Raw genomic sequence first — 20,044 nt, 5'->3', positions numbered from 1 at the left:
TCCGTTTGAATAGAATATTGAGAGTTAGCAATTGGTTTACTTATTTTATTAAGAAATTTATAGATCCACATACTTCTATAATTTTCTGTTGGTTTAATTAGTTCAATAAATATTTGCCTGTTTGTCGTAATTCCGCGATGATAAGTATTAACGATAAAAAATGACTTGATATTCTTAAATTCTACAGTTTTAGATGAAGTCAGAACATTATGAATTATTATTTGACTATTTGTAATTGTTAAAAGCGGCTTTTTTCTTGTCAACAATAAAAGAGACAAAATAATTCCAAACGAAAACAACAAAAAACCACAAATTAAAATTACACTTTTAAATAGCTTTTCTTCAAAATTAATCAATTTGTCACCTAAAAATATTCCAGCAATAATAAATATTGAAGAAATAAAAAATAGTAAAAATGATCTTAATTTGTTTGAATAAAAGTTTAATTCTTTCAAGAGAATTTTATTTAAGTAATTTCTTTTAGTTAATTGTATTTTCTGCGGTTTTTCTAAAATGCCATATAAATCTCAAATATATGCAACTACTCCAAAGCTAATTATTAAAAATCCAAACCATTCGGTAACGCTTTTTTTCTGAAAATCAATAATAATACAGCGCCTACTGTAATAGCAGAATCTGCAACATTAAAAATGTATTTAAAGAATTCAATATGTTTCCCGCCAATCAAGGGAAAAGTTGGAGGAACGTGCCAATCAACCAATGGGAAATGCAGCATATCAACCACGCAGCCTTTCATAAATGTAGAATAACCTTCGCCAAAAGGAACAACTTTAGAAATCCCACCATATTCAATCCATCTACCAATACTTTCGTCATAAACAGTTCCACTATCGAAAAGCATTCCGTAAAACATTCCGTCGATTAAATTGCCAATTGCCCCAGCAAAAATAATCGCCATTGGAATGATTAAATAATTGGATGCGCCTTCTTTCAACCACTTTCGGAACATATAAATCATTCCGCCAATCAAAAATACTCTTACAATTACCAAGAAATATTTTCCGATTAATCCACCGAAATGAAAGCCATAAGCCATGCCCGGATTTTCTACAAAAGTCAATTTAAAACCTGGAAATACTGGAACACTTTCTCCTAAATTGAAATGCGTTTTAATATAAAATTTAGAAACCTGATCGATTAAAAGAATGATAAAGGTAATGAATGCTATTTTTTTCATAATGAAATTGCTGATTTTAAAGATGATCATTTTTAAAGATATTGAATATCTCGTGTCTGAAATCTTCTAATCTATTGTCTTTAATTAAGGTTTGTCTTTAAAAGTTCTGGTCGGTTTGTCTGTTTTATTTGATGTTCTTGGTTCAGATTTCGGAGCAGCATTATGATTTCGGGTGTGAAATTTTTCATATTTAATGCCCATGTCTTTCATTACGCTTTTCAACGCATTCAGTTCCATTTGATTTTTTGGATGTACGATTAAGGATTCCATTGTTATTTTATTTTTTTTGAAAGTTCGTCGAGTCGCTTTTTGTCTTTTTCACTTAAATCTGCAATTCCGTTTTTGTCTATTTTTCCCAAAAGGTCATCGATTTCCTTTTCCTTTTCTCGTTTTTCGGAATTGAATTTATCGTCGATTGTATAATTTCGGGTTTTATTGGGAGCGATTTTTTCCTTGATTTCCCGTCGAAAAAAAAACAAGAAAACAACCGCAATTGCAAACAAAATGTATAGAAATTCCATTTTTTATTTTTTTGTAAAATATAAAATGTACAAAGCAGAATGTATCTTTCGAAAAATACACCACACTTTGTACATTATTACGTTATACTTTGTACAATTTTATCGTTGCATATTTTTCGCTTCGATACTTAAAGTAGCATGTGGAACTGCCATCAATCTTTCTTTAGGAATTAATTTCCCTGTAACTCTGCAAATTCCGTAGGTTTTGTTTTCAATACGAATTAATGCGTTTTTTAAATCGCGTACGAATTTTTCCTGTCTTCCCGCCAAGATTGAATTTTGCTCTTTGCTCAACGTTTCAGCACCTTCTTCAAAAGCTTTGAAGGTTGGTGAAGTATCATCTGTCCCATTGTTTTGGTCGTTGATAAAACTTTCTCTAATCAGCATTAAATCCTTTTCTGCTTTCTCTATTTTTGCCTGAATAACTTCTTTAAATTCCTGTAAGTCGGTGTCACCGTACTTTTGTCTGTCTTCTGCCATAGTTGTATTTTTTTAAATTAACCCAGATTCTCAAAAGGGTTATTATCATATTGTTATTTTTTTTGAACTTCTACTTTAAATTTGAGTTCATCGATCTCAATTTCATCAAAATTTGAGAGTGAATTTACAATTTCTATTCTATCTGACAATACTTCTGCTGAAATATATTGTTCATTTTTTATAACTTCTTTTTCAAAAGGCGAATTTTCTTCCAATTGAATTGATATTCTGTCGGTTAAATCAAAACCTCTGTCTTTTCTTATATTCTGAATTCTATTCACAAATTCCCGCGCAATTCCTTCAGATTTTAATTCGTCCGTTAATGTCAAATCCAATGCCACAGTCATTTTTCCTTCATTGGCAACCGTCCAACCCGGAATGTCTTTCGTGAAAATCTCTACATCATCCAAAGAAATTTCATAACCCTGAATTTGCATTTTTCCTTCTTTTTCAAGACTTGAAATCTGTTCCGCCGTGAAATTGGTAATTTCACCGGCAACCAGTTTCATGTCTTTTCCGAGTCTTGAACCCAAAGTTTTAAAATTCGGTTTAATCTGTTTTACAATTAAATGCGAAGCTTCTTCATTATTAATTAATTGCAATTCTTTCACATTCACTTCTTGTTTTATCAAATCCGAAACCGCCAAAATTTGCTGCTCCGTTTTCGCATCCAAAACAGGAATCATCACTTTTTGAAGTGGTTGACGAACTTTGATATTTTCTTTCTTTCTTAAAGAAAAAACCATCGAAGTAATTTGTTGCGCCAAATGCGTTTTTTCCACCAAATCTTGGTCGATCAAATTTTCATCCGCTTTCGGGAAATCGGTTAAGTGAATGGATTCCGCCGCATTTTTACCCGTAATTTTATTCAAATCCTGGTACAATTGATCCATAAAGAATGGCGCAATTGGTGCCGCAATTTTTGCTATCGTTTTGAGACAAGTATATAAAGTTTGGTACGCAGAAATTTTATCTTCGCTGTAATCGCCTTTCCAGAAACGTCTTCTGCAAAGTCTTACATACCAATTACTCAAATTATCGTTCACGAAATTATTAATCGCTCTCGCAACTTTCGTTGGTTCGTAATCATTATAAAATTCGGTTACTTCTTTTACTAAAAGATTGAGTTCAGACAAAACCCAACGGTCTATTTCCGGACGGTTTTCAATGTCTTTTTCCGAATAATTAAAGTTGTCAACATTTGCATAAAGCACAAAAAACGAATAAGTATTGTATAAAGTTCCGAAGAATTTCCTGCGAACCTCATCAATTCCTTCCAAATCGAATTTTAAATTTTCCCACGGATTTGCGTTAGAAATCATATACCAACGCGTCGCATCTGGACCATATTTTTCTAAAGTCGAAAACGGATCAACTGCATTTCCAAGGCGTTTCGACATTTTTTGTCCGTTTTTGTCTAAAACCAAACCGTTGCTCATCACATTTTTATAAGCGACAGAATCGAAAACCGCCGTTCCAATCGCATGAAGCGTATAAAACCAACCGCGAGTTTGATCAACTCCTTCCGCAATAAAATCTGCCGGAAACGCTTTTCTTTCGTCGATCATTTCTTTGTTTTCAAACGGATAATGCAATTGCGCATAAGGCATCGAACCCGAATCGAACCAAACATCAATTAAATCGGTTTCCCTGTTCATCGATTTTCCCGAAGCTGAAACCAAGATAATTTCATCAACAATATTTTTATGCAAATCGATTTGAGCATAGTTTTCTTTGGACATATTTCCAACTTCAAAACCTTCGAAAGGATTTTTAGCCATAAAACCTGCGTCCAAGGATTTCTGAATTTCCGTCATTAATTCTTCCACAGAACCAATGATGATTTCTTCCTTCAAATCTTCGGTACGCCAGATTGGCAAAGGAATTCCCCAATATCTTGATCGGGAAAGATTCCAATCGTTTACGTTTTCTAACCAGTTTGCAAATCGACCTTCTCCGGTAGATTTTGGTTTCCAATTGATGGTTTCGTTCAGTTCTACCAAACGGTTTTTCACCGCTGTCATTTTCACAAACCAAGAATCCAAAGGATAATACAAAACGGGTTTGTCGGTTCGCCAACAATGCGGATAACTGTGGACGTATTTTTCTACTTTAAAGGCTTTATTTTCAGTCTTCAACAAAATCGCAAGTTCCACGTCCCAAGATTTTTCGGGCGCAGTTCCGTCTTCGTAATATTCGTTTTTAATATATTTTCCTGCAAAAAGTTCAGGAACATTTTCGCCTTTAATAAATTTCCCTTGCAAATCCACCAACGGAACGAGATTGTCGTTTTCGTCTTTCACCAACATCGGCGAAATGCCGTTTTCTTTGGCAACTCGTGCATCATCTGCACCGAAAGTTGGCGCAATATGTACAATTCCGGTTCCATCTTCCGTCGTCACAAAATCCCCGACAATCACTTTGAAGGCATTTTCAGGATTTTCTGCGGGTAAAAACCACGGAATTAATTGCTCGTATTCGGTTCCAGCTAATTGTTCTCCGGTAAATTCTGCTAAAATTTGATAAGGAATTATTTTCGTTTCAGAATTATAATTTGCAAAATCTTCATCGGTTCCAATTGCATATTTTTTACCAAAATTTTTATCCAATAAAACACTTGCCAAAACAATATTAATCGGCTCGAAAGTATATTGGTTAAAGGTTTTTACTAAAATATATTCAATGTCTCTTCCAACTGCCAAAGCTGTATTGGAAGGTAAAGTCCACGGAGTTGTCGTCCACGCTAAAATGTAAACTGGAGCTGTGTTTTTTACTTTTTGCCCATCATTTTCTTGATCAAATTCTGCCCAATGATTAACACCACCGCAAGTTTCATTCTCTAAATTAATGGTTTTGGTTGCGCTATTCAGCTTCTCGTTCAAAGAATCTGAAAGTTTTTTAACCTTAAACTGCGCAACAACCGTAGTGTCAGAAACATCACGATACGTTCCGGGTTGGTTTAATTCATGCGAACTCAAACCCGTTCCTGCAGCGGGAGAATAAGGTTGAATTGTGTAACCTTTGTATAATAAATCTTTGGTGTATAATTGTTTCAAAAGCCACCAAACGGTTTCCATATATTTCGGTTCGTAGGTAATGTATGGATCTTCCAAATCCACCCAATAACCGATTTTTTCCGTCAAATCGTTCCAAACATCGGTGTAGCGCATCACGGCGTTTCGACACGCTTGGTTGTATTCTTCCACGGAGATTTTCTTGCCAATATCTTCTTTGGTAATGCCTAATTCTTTCTCAACGCCCAATTCTATTGGCAAACCGTGAGTGTCCCAACCCGCTTTTCGGAAAACCTGCTTTCCTTGTTGGGTTTGGTAGCGGCAGAAAATATCTTTCAACGCTCGCGCCATCACGTGATGAATTCCCGGCATTCCGTTCGCAGAAGGCGGCCCTTCGTAAAAAACGTATTCGGGTTTTCCTTCACGAATTTCTACGGATTTTTTAAAAGTTTCGTTTTCGTTCCAAAAGTTGGAAACATTTTCGGCAACAGCGGCTAAATCGAGGTTTTTATATTCGGTAAACTTCTTCATTTTCAATCAGTTTAACAGGTTTTATCCTATTTAATTAAGTTTGCGAATATAAGGAATTTTCGGGAAATTTCCGAGGGCGAATTTCGGACTATTTAGATTGTGTAGGTTTGTAATTTTCAAGAATAAAATAAATAGAAAAGCCAATGAGTAAACTCGAAACAATGGCTAAAATTGAGGTTCCAATCACGTATTGTAAAAGGTGAGATTTTGCAAATTCCAGATCAAGATTTGCGTAAGCAAAATGAGTTTTTTCGCCAACAAAAGGTGCTCCGACAATCATTGAAAGGAAAATGATAAAGGGAATAAAAAGCGGAAAACTAATGTGCGTTCCCATGTAAGACAACACTTTATTGAGTTTAAAAAACGATGCTAAAAAAATAATAATCACCGTATGAAATCCCCAAAGTGGCGTTAATCCAACAAAAACGCCCAATGCAACAGATTTTGCTTTTACCTCATTGCTGCCTTCACTTTCCAGAATATTTTCTTTGAGGAATCTTTTAAAACCTTTTTTGCGAAAATACCGGTAGAATACTTTCTGGCTTTGGATGGTATTTTGAATAAAATTTTTCACAACTTACCTTCTTTTAAAGCAAAGATAAGGGTTTTAAAATTCTTTTGTTTCTGAACTTGGAACGGTATTGTACCGTTCTTTATATGATTTAAAAAATTGCGAATAACTCTCAAATCCTATCTTCTCGGATAAAATTTTAATCGTGGAGTTTTCGATATTGTTTCCGATGAGTTCTTGAAAATAATCTAATCGCAAATCGGTAAGATAATTGTTGAAATTTTTATTCTTGGAAACGGAAATTACTTTCGAAAGATATTTTTCGTTCGTGCCAAATTCCTTTGCAAGATCATACAGTTTTAATCCTTTTTTTGTGAAGTTTTTCTGGTCTTCAAAATCCTGAAGTTTCACCAAAAGAGACTGTACGGTTTCTTTATTGATGGGTTTATAAAGTTCATAATCTCTGGTTTCTGTCTTTATTTGAGAGGAATTATTCGCAATATTTTCAGAAACTTGGTTTGGAATGCTGAGTGCTTCAACTTTAGCTTTTCTGGCAATTCTTTTTCTTTTTTTATGTCGAACGTATAACAGAGATGCGCCACAAGAAACCAGCAAAAAAGCCAAACCACTTCTTTCGAAGAGTTTGCCGTGTTCTATTTTCTTTTTGTAGGCTAATAGTTCGTTGGTATCATATTCTTTTTTAATTTTCGAAATCAGGAAGGTTTTGTTTTCTTTCGCTTGTTCATCAAATGCCAATAATTTATCGATATAAATGGCTTGCATTTTTTTGTCGCCTTTTTGGGTGTAATATTCTATAAAAGCTTCAAAAGTTGGGCGGAATTCCGGGTCTAATTTCTTGGTTTCGTCGTAATCTTTTTCTAAATTTTTAAAATAGGGCATTGCTTTTTCCCATTGTCCTGTTTTGCGGTAACTCATCCCAAGATAAAACTGATCGGTGAGATGTTTCCATTTGTCTTGATAAGAAGATAAAGACCGATTAAAAAATTGAATGGCATTACCATAATCTCCCCGAAAATACGCATCTAAACCTTGTGAAGAAATAAAATACGGAAGATATTCTGCATATTTTATATTGTTTTTTACAAAATCAATTCCTTCTTCTATCAATTTGGGATTGTCTTTGAAGTCTTGCAAATAAGTGCTTGTATTAATAAGTGCAATTAAAGAATGAATGTAATATATTGCATAATCTGTGTCTTTTATTCTCTCTTTATGTTCGCGGAAAAAATCGACACATTCTTTATTAAGTTGTTGTGCATCATAAAAATCCTCAATATATGCTTTTATAATTGCGATATTCCGTTTTGCGGTATAAAGAAGATAAGGATTATTGTTGATTTTAAAATATTCATAGCCCGAAAGTGTTTGTTCCAAAGCATCTTTGTATTGATCATTTACCATATAGGTTTGTCCTAATGCAATAAAAGCTTCGCCAATTTCATCGTTATCTTTCAACTTTACAGCGGTAGTAATCATACTATCGCCATATTTTATTTGTTGTTCTACCGCCGCAAACTTCATGGCATAATCATAACCGGAAAAAAGTTGATGGAAATCATTCTCTCTCTTGGCTTTAGCAATATAAATTTTAGTGAAGTATAATGCCGAATCTGGTTCGCTTTTTTGTAACAATATTTGCTTTTTTATTTCATCAAAATTGCTAAAAATAGTAACGTGTACTCTTTTTTGCCCAAAAAATAAATTTTGGGTAAGAAAAACAGATGTCAAAATCAGAAAATAAATAGTTTTTTTCATCAAAAAAGAGAAGTATTCCTTTCAAAAATAGGAAATTTTTCACACAAATCGGGAAGTTTTTTAATTGCCATTAAATCAGTTGATTGGGAAACGAATTTTGCCTTTTTTCCGATTTTGACATTTCCATTTCCCGATTTTGACATCTTGTTTCCCGAATTTGACATGCCCAAAATTTCAATGCATTTGGAAAAAACAATTGCAGCAAATAGATTTGTCCCAGATGATTGAAGCAAAAATTTTCAATCGGTTTATCAAAAATCATTTCAAATTCCAAAGTCGGCTGGAAGATAAAAAAAAACAAAAACAAAATTTTTTAAAAATGGAAAATCTCATTTATTGTGCGCTGCCAATTATTATTTTAATAGTATATGTTTTCACTCTGGTAAACATCTTGAAAAGTTCAATGACCAGTAAACTAAAACTGCTCTGGATATTAGTCTGTCTTTGTTTACCGATTTTAGGTACAATTCTCTATTTTTTAATAGAAAAAAAACAGAAAAGACAGTGAAAGTTAAACCCTAAAGGATGTTAAAAAGAAAATAGACTCCCTAACCAATGAAAATTATTATTTTCTGTATGAAAAAGTGACTGCTGATACCATTGATGAAAGTTATGTAAGAAAATTTAGAAAAATTCAAAAGAATCCGATATCAAAAGAGGGTAGTTATGTTAAGCAATATCAAATATTGTATCCTAATATAAAATATGAAAAACCATTGGTGGATCAGCCGTCTTATGAAGAGTTAGGATTAACAATTGAAAACAGCAAAAGAGCAGATGTGGATTATAGAGATATCGTTGATCATTATGAAAAAAAGTATGGAGAAATAAAACTGACAGATTGCGATTTTAAAACTTCTGTTTATGAAAAATATACCAAATGCAAAGAAGAAAATAAAGTGCCACTTAAACAAAGGAACGATGTTTTGGTAAATTTCAGAAATGAAGTTGTTGTCAAAAATATTAAAGAATCTCCACATCAGAAAATAGCAATTGTCTATGGAGAAGACCATATGAAAGAGATTTTGGAAAAACTTTCGGAAAAAGAAAAATTATGAAAAAGAAAAACCTTATTCTGTTTTTTTACTTACTTTTCCTTACTTCTTGTGTAAGTGCGGTGCTAAAGTTAACGGGTATTACCGAAGCGAATGCAAAAGTAAATCAATTTAATTTCGAGCAAAAAAAATGTGCTTTTTTAGGAATGCATCATATTGGAAAAGAAGAGTTTTATAATGATGTAAAGAAGAAAATTGACTCTTTAAGAAAAGAAAATTTTGTAGTGTTTTATGAAGGTTTCAAGGTTTCTAAAAGTTCCGATAAACAAGATTTAAAGAATAACACCATGAAATTTAGAAAGATAACAAATATCCCAATAAGTTTATATATTGATTCAACAAATCATGCCATAGGATTGGATATGAAAAAATGGAAATTGGTAAATCAACCAGAAGATAAAGATTTAGGAATTGATTCTACGAAAGATATTAATGCAGAATTACCATTTGGTGTTTTAATTAATAAGTTTGAAGAAAGGTATGGCGAAATTATTCTTGATAAATGTGATTTTGAAACTCCTCTTTTAAGCAAAGAATATAAATGCACCAGTATTAAAAATGGTTTACAGAAATTTCAAAAGCTTAGAAACCAAGAATTAGCACAACAAATTATGGAATCTAAGAACAAAAAAATTGCTATCGTTTTTGGTAAAGATCACTACAAGGATTTGAGAAAAATTTTAGATTCTGTGAGTAAAAATAGGTGAAAAATTTAACTTTAAATAAGCGAAATGATTATGAAAAAAATATTATTTATTCCAATTGTGCTTTTATTATGCAGTTGTGGTTTTGTTAAATTAACCCAATTAGCAAACAATCAAAAAATAACGATTAAGCAAGACTCGATAACTTTTAAAGTTGAAAACAATCGGGTTTTGTTGAAAGATGATGTCAATTTTCTGCTTGATATTGGTGCGGCGAATGTCTTATTTGCCAATAAAATTAATAATTTCAAAATCAAAGATTCTCTTTCTATCGGAAGTTTAGAAACCGCGACAGGAGAAGAACTGGAAAATAAATCCCTCGTTTTAGATTCTATTTCGAATCGTTTTTTTACAATTAAAGAGGCTGTTTTCAGAAAAATGGATAAAAAGTATTGTTTCTCTTCTTATGGTCTTTTAGGTCCTGAAACTTTTGAAAACCAAACGATTGCCGTCAATTTTGAAAAAAATAAAATTTATAAAGCCAACGCCGATCAATTGAAAGATTATGAAAAGTTAAAGGTGTCAGATTTCGATGGTTATTTTTTTTACATCGATGTTTTAATTAATAATGTGAAAACATCGGTAAAATTGGATACCGGAAATCCTAATGATTTGGTTTTGTCAAATAAAGATTTCAACAAAATACAGAACAATAAATTCTACTCTTTCCATAAAAATTCAGATTCTACAACCAATTCTCTTGCAAATTTGAAAATGAATAATTATTCGGATAGCATCTTAATAAAATCTACTCCAAAAATAAAAAGAAATCTACTGGGAGTCGGTTTTATGAAAAACTATAACTGGATATTAGACTATAAAAACGGAAATGTTTATGCTAAGAAAATATCAAAAAATCAACCTAAATATTTTTTAAATAAAGCCTTTATTGAAAACGACATTCTTTTTTATGGAGAAACTTACCAAAAAGAAAAAAAAGAATATTTAGGAAAAGAAATTATTTCTGTAAATCAAATCAAAGTAAATCCTGAAAACATTTGCGAAATGCAAAATCTTCTCAATCAAACTGAAGATTGGAATCTACTGAAATTAACGTTTAAATAAAAACTATGAAAAATATTCTACTCATTACAACATTGGTTTTCTTTTCCAGTTGTCAACCTATTGTGAAAACTTTAGCAGGCGTTAAAAATCCGAAATTAGAAAACAAAGAAAGGGTAAAAGATTACCTTGTTAAAGCTAATCTTGATCCTCAAAACAATTTTATAATAAAAGATAAATCTTCTTATCAAACAGTTTTGGATCTTTTTTATAAAAGTTTTCCCGAAGCTATTTTGTTCGACAAAGATGGAAACGAACTCATTTATAAAGAAACTACAACGTCTTGCAATGCAGGTTTATTCAAAGTAATCCCGGAATTGGGAAAAAATTCTGAACTCAAAAAAGGAACGCATCAATTGAGTCAGGTTCTCTCTGATTACACAAAACCGCTTGATAATAATCAAATAATTACAGATGATTCCGATTATTATTTGTTAATCAATTGGGCGATTTTTGCAGGTAGTCTTAATAAGAACCATGTTTTGGCTTGGGAAAATATTGCAAAAGAAAATAAAAACAGCAAAATAAAAGTGATAAAACTCAATATGGATTTACAAGAAAGTTGGGGTTTGAAGAAAGAAGATTTAAAGTAAAAATAACGATCATGATAACCTATAAAAATATTATACGGAATAAATGAATTTCAATGATCGATAAAGAAAAAATAGGAAAAGTAGGATTTTTACTGTTTACAATTATTGGCATTTTGTCGAGTTTACTCATTGTGTATCTCAATTTCAACATCGTTAATATTAATTATAAAGAAGTAATATGCTGTGTTTCGGCGTTGTTTTTCTTCCGTCAATTGATACAAATTCTGCGAGGAAAGTACGATTAGAAAAAAAGATTAAAAAAAAACTTCTACTTTTGCAAAAATTTCGAGGATGTCAAAAAATTTAGTGATTGTAGAATCACCGGCAAAAGCCAAAACAATTCAAAAATATTTGGGGAAAGATTTCGAAGTGAAATCGAGCTTCGGACATATTCGCGATTTGCCCAAAAAAGGAATGGGAATCGATTTAGAAACCTTCACGCCGGATTACGAAGTTTCTGCTGATAAAAAGAAACTTGTGGCAGAACTGAAAGCTTCTGTAAAAAAAGCCGAAATGGTTTGGTTGGCTTCCGATGAGGACCGCGAAGGTGAAGCAATTGCATGGCATTTGGCACAAGAATTAAAACTAAACGACAACAATACCAAAAGAATTGTTTTCCACGAAATTACCAAAACTGCGATTTTAAAAGCAATTGAAAATCCACGGAAAATAGATCAGAATTTAGTTGATGCACAACAAGCGAGAAGAATTTTGGACCGGGTTGTAGGTTTTGAAATGTCGCCCGTTCTTTGGAAAAAAGTGAAAACCGGACTTTCAGCAGGAAGAGTTCAATCCGTTGCCGTTCGTTTGGTTGTGGAACGTGAACTTGAAATCAGAGGTTTTCAACCGAAATCTTCTTATAAAGTTGAAGGGATTTTCTTGAACAATAATAAACAGGAAATTACCGCAAAACTCAAGAAAGATTTTGTAGAGGAAAAAGAAGCAGAAGCGTTTTTAACTCAATGTAAAAATACCGATTTCAAAGTTTTAAATGTTGAAACAAAACCTGGAACGCGTACCGCATCAGCACCTTTCACAACTTCGACTTTGCAGCAAGAAGCGAGTAATAGATTAGGTTACGGCGTAACAGCAACCATGAGAGTGGCACAGCGATTATACGAAGAAGGATATATTACTTATATGAGAACCGATTCCGTGAATCTTTCTCAGGAAGCGATTAATGGGGCAAAAGCGCAGATTCTTTCTGAATATGGCGAACAATATTCTAACCCAAGAAATTATACCACCAAATCAGCTACAGCACAGGAAGCTCACGAAGCGATTCGTCCGACTGATTTTTCAGTTAAAACGATTGGTGACGTTCAATTGAATAAATTGTACCAGTTAATTTATAAAAGAACTTTAGCTTCGCAAATGGCGAATGCTAAAATCGAAAAAACAGTGATCGAAATCGGGAATGCAAAACTTCCACAACATTTTGAAGCACAGGGAGAAGTAATTGTTTTTGATGGTTTCCTTAAAGCATACGGAATTGTAAAAGCCGAAGACGACGATGAAGAAAACAACGAAAAACTACTGCCCAAAGTTTCTGTTGGTGAAGATTTAGATTATAAAAAAATAGAAGCGACTGAGAAATTCTCGCGTCCTTCTGCAAGATATACGGAAGCCGGTTTGGTGAAGAAATTAGAAGAACTCGGTATCGGAAGACCTTCGACTTATGCACCGACCATTCAGACGATTCAGAACCGTGAATATGTAGACAAGCGCGAAATCATTCCACATGAGCGCGAAATCGTGAAGATGACTTTAGGGAAAACCGATCTTAAAAAAGAAGTGTTGACCGAAAAGTTTGGTGGAGATAAAAATAAATTCGTCCCAACCGATATTGGAGAAGTGGTAAATGAATTCCTTACGCAGAATTTTGCAGAAATCCTGGATTATGGATTTACAGCAAAAGTAGAGCAGGATTTTGACCATATCGCAAATGGAGAAGAACAATGGAAAGATGTTTTACAGGGTTTCTATAAAGATTTTCATCCAAGAATTGCCGATGTAGAAGAAAATGCTGATCGTGCAAATGGCGAAAGAATTCTGGGAGTTGATCCGAAAAGTGGTAAAAATATTTTGGTGAGAATCGGAAGATTCGGACCGATGGTACAAATTGGCGAACAAGACGATGAAGAAAAACCAATATTCGCCAGCTTAATGGCTTCTCAAAATATTGCGACCATTACTTTGGAAGAAGCTTTAGAATTATTTAAAATTCCTTTCGATTTAGCACCTTTCGAGGGACAAACCGTGACGATTGGCGTTGGAAGATTTGGACCTTATGTGAAATGGGGCGAAACTTTTATCAGTATTCCACGTGGTGAAGATCCGCTGTCAATTTCGCAAGAACGCGCGGAAGAAATCATTAATGAAAAGAAAATCGCAGATGCGCCTATTGCCAGTTTTAAAGGCGAACCTGTAACGAAAGGAACCGGTAGATTTGGTCCTTTTATTAAATATCAGTCGATTTTTATTAATGTTCCGAAGCGATACGATTTTGATAATCTTTCTCAAAATGACATCAATGAATTGATTGAAGCGAAATTAGAAAAAGAAGCGAATCGTTACATTCAACAATGGGAAGCGGAAAAAATTTCCATCGAAAACGCAAGATGGGGACCGATTGTAAAACATGGAAAAAACATTTTTAAAATTCCGAAAAACAGTAAAGACGAAAAATATACTGCCGAGGAATTAGCAGATGTTTCTTTGGATGAGGTGAAAAAATGGATTACCGCACAGGATAAAAATGCTTTTAAAGAAAAGCCGAAGAAAGCGACTGCTAAGAAACCAGTTGTTAAAAAGCCAGCAGCTAAGAAACCAGCAGTGAAGAAAAAATAGCAAACGAGAAGTCGGTTGTATCATATTAAGCCTTGAGTATTTTATTATTTTTCAAGGCTTTTTTATTGAATTCATTTTGTTACTTTTGTTCAAAATTCAACACATCAAAGAAAAACAATGAATCTCGAAGATATCCTTATTCTACCAAAACAAATTAAGACAGAGAAATGGCAACTCGGAAATATGATTTCAAATGAAATTCAGGAAAACGGTATCGTGCTTATTTTCTGTTCCGATTATCGGGGGATTAATGATGGAGATGCAGAAATTCTGGATTTTAAACAGGTAAGGAAAGAACTTTACCAGCTTTCAAAACTGGATTTTGAAGTTCCTATTTGTGATTTAGGTGATCTGATTTCGGGTAAGTCGCATCAGGATACTCATTTTGTGGTACAGGAAATTGTTTCGATGTGTCTTCAAAAAAGTGCAATCCCAGTCGTAATAGGAGGAAGCAATGATTTGTCTCACGCTCTTTTTTCTGCTTTAAATTTTCATCACAAAAACATTAATTATACACAGATTTCTAATCGGGTGTTGCTTTCCAGTGAATGCGAAGAAATTAATGAGAAAAATTTTCTTTCAAAAATTTTAAGTTCAAAGAATTTTAGTGTTAAAAATTATCATCATTTGGGTTATCAGAAACATTTGAACGAAATAGATTCTGTAAAACTGATGAAAGAAGTAGAATTTGAAGTGATTCGTCTGGCAGAAATGATGAACTCTACCGAAAGAACCGAGCCTTTTTTCCGGCGTGCAGATTTGGTTACGCTAAACTGTGATGCGGTGGAAAGTTTGAGTGATGGATTCTCTGTAAATCCGCAGGTGAATGGCTTGAACAAAAGAGAAATCTGTGCATATATGAAAGAAATAGGTTTGAGTCAAAATCTGAAAGCAGTAGGGGTTTTCAACTATAATGCAAATTCCCGTGAATTTCTTAATCATCAGCTTTTATCGCAAATGATTTGGTATTTGATTGAAGGAATTAATATTCAGAAATCCCATCCTATTGAACGATATTATGAAACATTCTGGGTTTTAATAGATGATGATAAATATGCTTTCAAGCGTGATGCTTTCAGTAATCTTTGGTATTTTGGTGACGACGAGAAAATAGAAAATCTTATTCCGTGTTCCAGATTAGAATATGAAGATGCGAAAAGAGGTTTTTTAGATAAAAGATTTACGAAAAATTAAGGTCTTTCTAAAGAAGATTAGGTTGAATTAAGAGCCTTATTTCGACTATTGATTTCAAAATAGGAGTTTTTTATTTTGGGAAAATAAGGAGTAATAAAATAATCTTGTTTAAGGATATCTTGTCTGAAGATAATTGTTGAAAATTAGAAGTATTATTAAAAGTTATTATGTTAAAAGAGTTTTTAACGTTATGTTTTATTTTCATAAAATCATAAAAAAGAAGATTCACCGTTTTTAAATCAAAAAAATTATGCTTTTTTGAGGTTATTTAACTAAAAATTAAGAATTTCATTAAGTTAAAAATGTTTTATATTTGCAAATTATTTATGAAAATTGATGTACAGACATTCATGCAGAAAAAAGTGATCTACACGCTCATCGCATTGTTTTTTATTTCAGTTGGCTACAAAGGACAACGGCATGAAATAGGAGTACAACTAGGTGCGAGTAACTTGGTTGGGGATATAGGGAGAACTGCTTATGTTTTGCAGAATCCTCTGAAAAGGGTTAGCGATTTCGGAATCCCTTTTTATGGAGGTTTTTTATACCGAATGAATTTTAATCCTTACCAAACATTAAGGTTTAATTTGGGTTATAGTCATATTCAATTTCGTGATCGTGCTGCGGTAGAAATCTATCGGAATAAAAGAAAGATGGAGGGGACAAATTCAATTGTAGAAGCAGACGTAATTTTTGAATATAATTTTTTCCCAGTGAATGAGGAACAGAAGAGTTTATTAAGTCCGTATATCTTTGGAGGATTAGGAGCAATGCTTGCAAACACGCCTCAACTTATTATAGAAAATGATTTTAACAGATCTACAGGAGCTGCTAAGGCACCAGATAATCCTAATGATTTTGTAACCAGTACAACGTACACTTTGGGAAAAAAATTAACCATGGCGATACCTTTCGGAGTTGGGCTGAAATATAAATTTAATTATAACTGGGCGCTATTTGGTGAGTTCATGTTTAGACCTACATCTTCTGATTCAATCGATTATAGCATGGTTGATGAAACAAATGTAAAAGTAATTTATAACAAAGATATTCCGGGAAGTAAAAGCAAATCACTCTTGCAAGAAGCTCCTTATAAAGATATTGCAGAAGCTGTGGTAGCAGATATTCTTAAAGGCAGACAAATCGGGAATATCAATTCTAAAGATTGGGTGAATACTGTTTCAATAGGATTAAGTTATTCATTCGGAAGACCACCATGTTATTGTGATTAAAAAATGCAGTCGATAAAAGAAAAATTAAATATGGATCATCTTCCAAAACATGTTGCCATCATTATGGATGGGAACGGAAGATGGGCAAAATCCCGTGGGAAGGAAAGAACCTTCGGGCATAAACATGCGATCCAGGCTGTGAGAAATGCGGTGAATGCTTGTAATGAAATTAACATTCCTTATCTTACGCTCTATACTTTTTCTTCAGAGAATTGGAAAAGACCAGAAGATGAAGTAAGCTCCTTGATGAGTTTGATTTCAGAAACGCTGCTTTTGGAAGCGGAAGATATATTTAGCAAAGGTTTGCGAATGCACATTATTGGGGATATTAAAAAATTACCCGAATTGGTTCAAGACCAATTGATGCAATTGGTTGAAATTACCAAAAATAATAAGAGAGGAAACCTGATATTGGCTTTAAGTTACGGCTCTCAAAAAGAAATTTTGAATGCCGTAAAACAAATAAGTATCGAAGTAAAAAATGGTGAACTCAATGAAGAAGATATTACCGAAAAGGTTTTTGAAAATCATTTATATACCAAAGATCTCCCACCAGTTGATTTGTTAATCAGAACCAGTGGCGAAGTAAGAATCAGTAACTTTCTGCTGTGGCAAATTGCTTATGCAGAATTGCAGTTTTTAGATATTCTTTGGCCAGATTTCGGTAAAGAAGATTTCTTTAAATGCATTGATGATTACCAAAACAAAGAAAGAAGATTCGGTAAAACAAGCGAGCAGCTTGACGAACAATTATAAAAATAAGAAATAGTTAGCAAGATAAAAAATGAAGTTTAAATTCTTACCGATCATCATGTTTGCGGCATCAGCCCATTTTTATGGTCAGATTACGCCCCAGCAAAATACCCAGGAAAGCAACGCTGTTCACGCTCAAGACGAAGCCGGAACTTATATCCTGAAAGACATTGTCGTAGATGGTGTGAAAAAATTTACTACTGCCCAGATTTTAAGATTTACAGGTCTTAATAAAAATGAAAGCGTAGAAATTCCAGGGCAAAAAATCAGTAATGCAATTAAGAAACTTTGGGAAACCCAATCTTTTTCGGAAGTTGAGGTATATATCGAAAGCATCGAAGGCGATCAAGTCGTTTTGCGATTTAACCTTCAGGATTTAAAAGAGCTGGGAGAAGTTAAATTTAAAGGCAAAGGAATTGGAAAGTCGAAAAATGAAAAACTTGCGAAAGACAATAGCCTCAAACCTGGAACTAAAATCACTCAGAATTTAGTATCAACACTGAAAACCAATATCCCGAAAGAGTATGTTAAAAAAGGGTTTGCAGATGCTAAAGTGACGATTCAAGATCAAGTAAATGCTGGTGATCCTAATTTGGTAGACTGGACAATCACGGTAGATAAAGGGAGAAGAATTAAAATTAGCCATATCGAATTTGAAGGGAACGAAAGTGTTTCCGATAACAAACTTCGTAAGAAAGGCTTTAAAGATACCAAACAGAAAAGCTTGAGTATCACAGGAATTTTAAAACCTTCTAAATTCATCCAAGAAAAATATGATGAAGATAAAGGTAACTTGATCAATTATTACAAATCGCTAGGTTTCCGTGATGCACAGATTGTTTCTGATTCTGTTTGGAGAAATCAAAAGAATCAATTCGAAATTAATGTAAAACTTACCGAAGGTAAAAAATACTATATCGGAGATGTTAATTTCTTAGGAAATACAGCATTCTCTACCGATTATTTGCAAAAAATATTGGGTTATAAAACTGGTGATATATATGATGCAGTAGGTTTCAACAAGAAAGTTGGTGAAGACGGTGGTAAAGAAGATGATTCCGACATCAAGTCAATCTATATGAATAATGGATATTTATTCTCTAATGTAACGCCGATTGAAAAATCAGTAAAAGGAGATTCCATTAATCTAGAAATTAGAATTAATGAAGGTGAAAAAGCAACTTGGAATCGCGTAACTTGGAGCGGAAACGTTACCACCCATGATCACGTAATTCTTCGGTCATTAAGAACCAAACCAGGAAGTTTATTTGCAAAAAGCGATATCAAAAGAACTTATTTTGATTTGGCAGGAATGCAGTTTTTTGATCCACAACAAGTTGGTCAGCAAATCACGCCTAGTCCACAAGATAATACCGTAGATGTACATTGGACTTTGGTAGAGAAAGGTTCCTCACAGGTTCAGTTACAAGCTGGGTACGGTGGTGGCTCATTCATCGGAACTTTAGGGCTTACCTTTAATAACTTCTCACTGAGAAATTTTCTTAAATTCAAAGACTTTAAACCCGTTCCTCAAGGTGATGGACAAACATTATCTGTTCAAGCTCAGGCAGGTCAGTTCTTCCAGAATTATGGGATTTCATTTACAGAGCCTTGGTTGTTTGGAACAAAAGCTACTGCTCTTTCAGTAGGAGTGAATCAATCATTAGTTCGTTATTCAGACCAATATGGCTCAACCCAAAAACTGAATATATTCTCCGCGAGTGCTGGTTTAAATAGACTATTAAGATGGCCAGATGATTATTTCTCATTGTATACCGGAATTCAATTCCAGAGCTATGATTTCGAGAATTATCCATTCCAGTTTGGGAATACGACAGAGTATTATGGATCTGCAAAAACATTTAGTTTTAATGTTGGTTTAAGTAGAAATTCTGCAGGATTAGATCCAATATTCCCCACACAAGGATCCAATATAGAGACTTCCATAAAATTTACGCCGCCATATTCACTGTTTAATCATAAAGATTATTCTACAATGACGCCAGTGGACAAATACAAATTACTCGAATTTTATAAAGTAAAGCTAAAAGCCGATACTTATAACACCGTCGTAGGAAAAGTGGTCTTAAGAAGTACCGCCGAAATGGGGTTCTTAAACGGATATAATAAAGAATTGGGTGCGCCACCATTTGAGAGATTCTATGTTGGTGGTACCGGACTTTTCGGAGGAAGATATGATGGAAGAGAATTAGTGCCACTTCGTGGTTATGAAAACGCTTCTTCAACGGGAGGAATGGCTGATGATATAACTCCATACGGTGGAGCAACAATCTATAATAGATTTGCTTTAGAATTACGTTATCCAATATCAATGAATCAAACGGCGAAGATCTATGCACTTTCTTTCTTGGAAGGAGGGAATGCATATGACTCATTCGGAAGCTATAATCCATTCAACTTGAAGCGTTCTGCCGGAGTTGGGATTAGAGTGTACATGGGAGCGTTCGGATTAATTGGGTTCGATTTCGCTTACGGATTCGATAAAACAATTATGGGAACAGAGCCGTCAGGTTGGAAGACCCACTTCCTGATGAACCAATCATTATAAA

General features: G+C 33.6%; 19 protein-coding genes. 11 read left to right on the top strand and 8 right to left on the bottom strand.

Annotated features, from left to right (window positions below; all coding sequences use genetic code 11):
- The 8 genes from WBY99_RS04885 to WBY99_RS04850 form a co-directional block, all read right to left on the bottom strand.
- Positions 1-455 (bottom strand): STM3941 family protein (locus WBY99_RS04885; protein WP_423975214.1); only part of this gene is annotated, 455 nt, incomplete at its 3' end.
- A 104-nt stretch (positions 456-559) separates the two neighbouring features.
- Positions 560-1,198 (bottom strand): lipoprotein signal peptidase, encoded by a 639-nt coding sequence (locus tag WBY99_RS04880; RefSeq protein WP_423975213.1) that lies wholly within the window; start codon positions 1,196-1,198, stop codon positions 560-562.
- Between the two features lie 84 nt (positions 1,199-1,282).
- Positions 1,283-1,468 (bottom strand): DUF2683 family protein, encoded by a 186-nt coding sequence (locus tag WBY99_RS04875; protein WP_423975212.1) that lies wholly within the window; start codon positions 1,466-1,468, stop codon positions 1,283-1,285.
- A gap of 2 nt (positions 1,469-1,470) precedes the next feature.
- Positions 1,471-1,719 (bottom strand): DUF6576 domain-containing protein, encoded by a 249-nt coding sequence (locus WBY99_RS04870; protein ID WP_423975211.1) that lies wholly within the window; start codon positions 1,717-1,719, stop codon positions 1,471-1,473.
- Between the two features lie 99 nt (positions 1,720-1,818).
- The gene (locus WBY99_RS04865) at positions 1,819-2,199 is read right to left on the bottom strand and encodes a TraR/DksA family transcriptional regulator (protein ID WP_423975210.1); all 381 of its coding nucleotides are present in this window, start codon (positions 2,197-2,199) and stop codon (positions 1,819-1,821) included.
- Positions 2,200-2,252: 53 nt separating this feature from the next.
- Positions 2,253-5,744: an isoleucine--tRNA ligase gene (gene ileS, locus WBY99_RS04860; protein ID WP_423975209.1), complete on the bottom strand. Its 3,492-nt coding sequence runs from the start codon at positions 5,742-5,744 to the stop codon at positions 2,253-2,255.
- An 88-nt stretch (positions 5,745-5,832) separates the two neighbouring features.
- Entirely contained in the window at positions 5,833-6,318 is a 486-nt protein-coding gene (locus WBY99_RS04855) for a DUF2062 domain-containing protein (protein WP_423975208.1), read from the bottom strand.
- A gap of 33 nt (positions 6,319-6,351) precedes the next feature.
- Positions 6,352-7,908, bottom strand: coding sequence for a tetratricopeptide repeat protein (locus tag WBY99_RS04850; RefSeq protein WP_423975207.1), 1,557 nt, complete (start codon positions 7,906-7,908; stop codon positions 6,352-6,354).
- Between the two features lie 343 nt (positions 7,909-8,251).
- Here WBY99_RS04850 and WBY99_RS04845 point away from each other — a divergent pair, with 343 nt between their 5' ends.
- The 11 genes from WBY99_RS04845 (at position 8,252) to WBY99_RS04795 (ending at position 20,043) form a co-directional block, all read left to right on the top strand.
- Positions 8,252-8,539 carry a PLD nuclease N-terminal domain-containing protein gene (locus WBY99_RS04845; protein WP_423975206.1) on the top strand — a complete coding sequence of 96 codons (288 nt, stop codon included), beginning with the start codon at positions 8,252-8,254 and terminating at the stop codon, positions 8,537-8,539.
- A 76-nt stretch (positions 8,540-8,615) separates the two neighbouring features.
- Positions 8,616-9,089 carry a hypothetical protein gene (locus WBY99_RS04840; RefSeq protein ID WP_423975205.1) on the top strand — a complete coding sequence of 158 codons (474 nt, stop codon included), beginning with the start codon at positions 8,616-8,618 and terminating at the stop codon, positions 9,087-9,089.
- Positions 9,086-9,793, top strand: a complete 708-nt coding sequence (locus WBY99_RS04835; RefSeq protein ID WP_423975204.1) for a hypothetical protein — start codon at positions 9,086-9,088, stop codon at positions 9,791-9,793. The genes WBY99_RS04840 and WBY99_RS04835 overlap by 4 nt, the downstream gene beginning before the upstream one ends.
- A gap of 30 nt (positions 9,794-9,823) precedes the next feature.
- Entirely contained in the window at positions 9,824-10,855 is a 1,032-nt protein-coding gene (locus WBY99_RS04830) for a hypothetical protein (protein ID WP_423975203.1), read from the top strand.
- 5 nt (positions 10,856-10,860) lie between these two features.
- Positions 10,861-11,445, top strand: coding sequence for a hypothetical protein (locus tag WBY99_RS04825; RefSeq protein WP_423975202.1), 585 nt, complete (start codon positions 10,861-10,863; stop codon positions 11,443-11,445).
- 53 nt (positions 11,446-11,498) lie between these two features.
- Positions 11,499-11,690, top strand: coding sequence for a hypothetical protein (locus WBY99_RS04820; RefSeq protein WP_423975201.1), 192 nt, complete (start codon positions 11,499-11,501; stop codon positions 11,688-11,690).
- 46 nt (positions 11,691-11,736) lie between these two features.
- Positions 11,737-14,295, top strand: a complete 2,559-nt coding sequence (gene topA, locus WBY99_RS04815) for a type I DNA topoisomerase (RefSeq protein WP_423975200.1) — start codon at positions 11,737-11,739, stop codon at positions 14,293-14,295.
- A 117-nt stretch (positions 14,296-14,412) separates the two neighbouring features.
- Positions 14,413-15,489, top strand: coding sequence for a formimidoylglutamase (locus WBY99_RS04810; RefSeq protein WP_423975199.1), 1,077 nt, complete (start codon positions 14,413-14,415; stop codon positions 15,487-15,489).
- A 326-nt stretch (positions 15,490-15,815) separates the two neighbouring features.
- Entirely contained in the window at positions 15,816-16,721 is a 906-nt protein-coding gene (locus WBY99_RS04805) for a DUF6089 family protein (protein ID WP_423975198.1), read from the top strand.
- Positions 16,722-16,724: 3 nt separating this feature from the next.
- Positions 16,725-17,477 (top strand): isoprenyl transferase, encoded by a 753-nt coding sequence (locus WBY99_RS04800; RefSeq protein ID WP_423975197.1) that lies wholly within the window; start codon positions 16,725-16,727, stop codon positions 17,475-17,477.
- 28 nt (positions 17,478-17,505) lie between these two features.
- Positions 17,506-20,043: a BamA/OMP85 family outer membrane protein gene (locus WBY99_RS04795; RefSeq protein WP_423975196.1), complete on the top strand. Its 2,538-nt coding sequence runs from the start codon at positions 17,506-17,508 to the stop codon at positions 20,041-20,043.
- Position 20,044: the final 1 nt, after the last annotated feature.

This window comes from Kaistella sp. (genome assembly GCF_049588135.1).
Lineage (GTDB): Bacteria > Bacteroidota > Bacteroidia > Flavobacteriales > Weeksellaceae > Kaistella.
The sequence above is the reverse complement of the archived record's forward strand: the minus strand, read 5'-3'. Positions and strand labels throughout refer to the sequence as shown.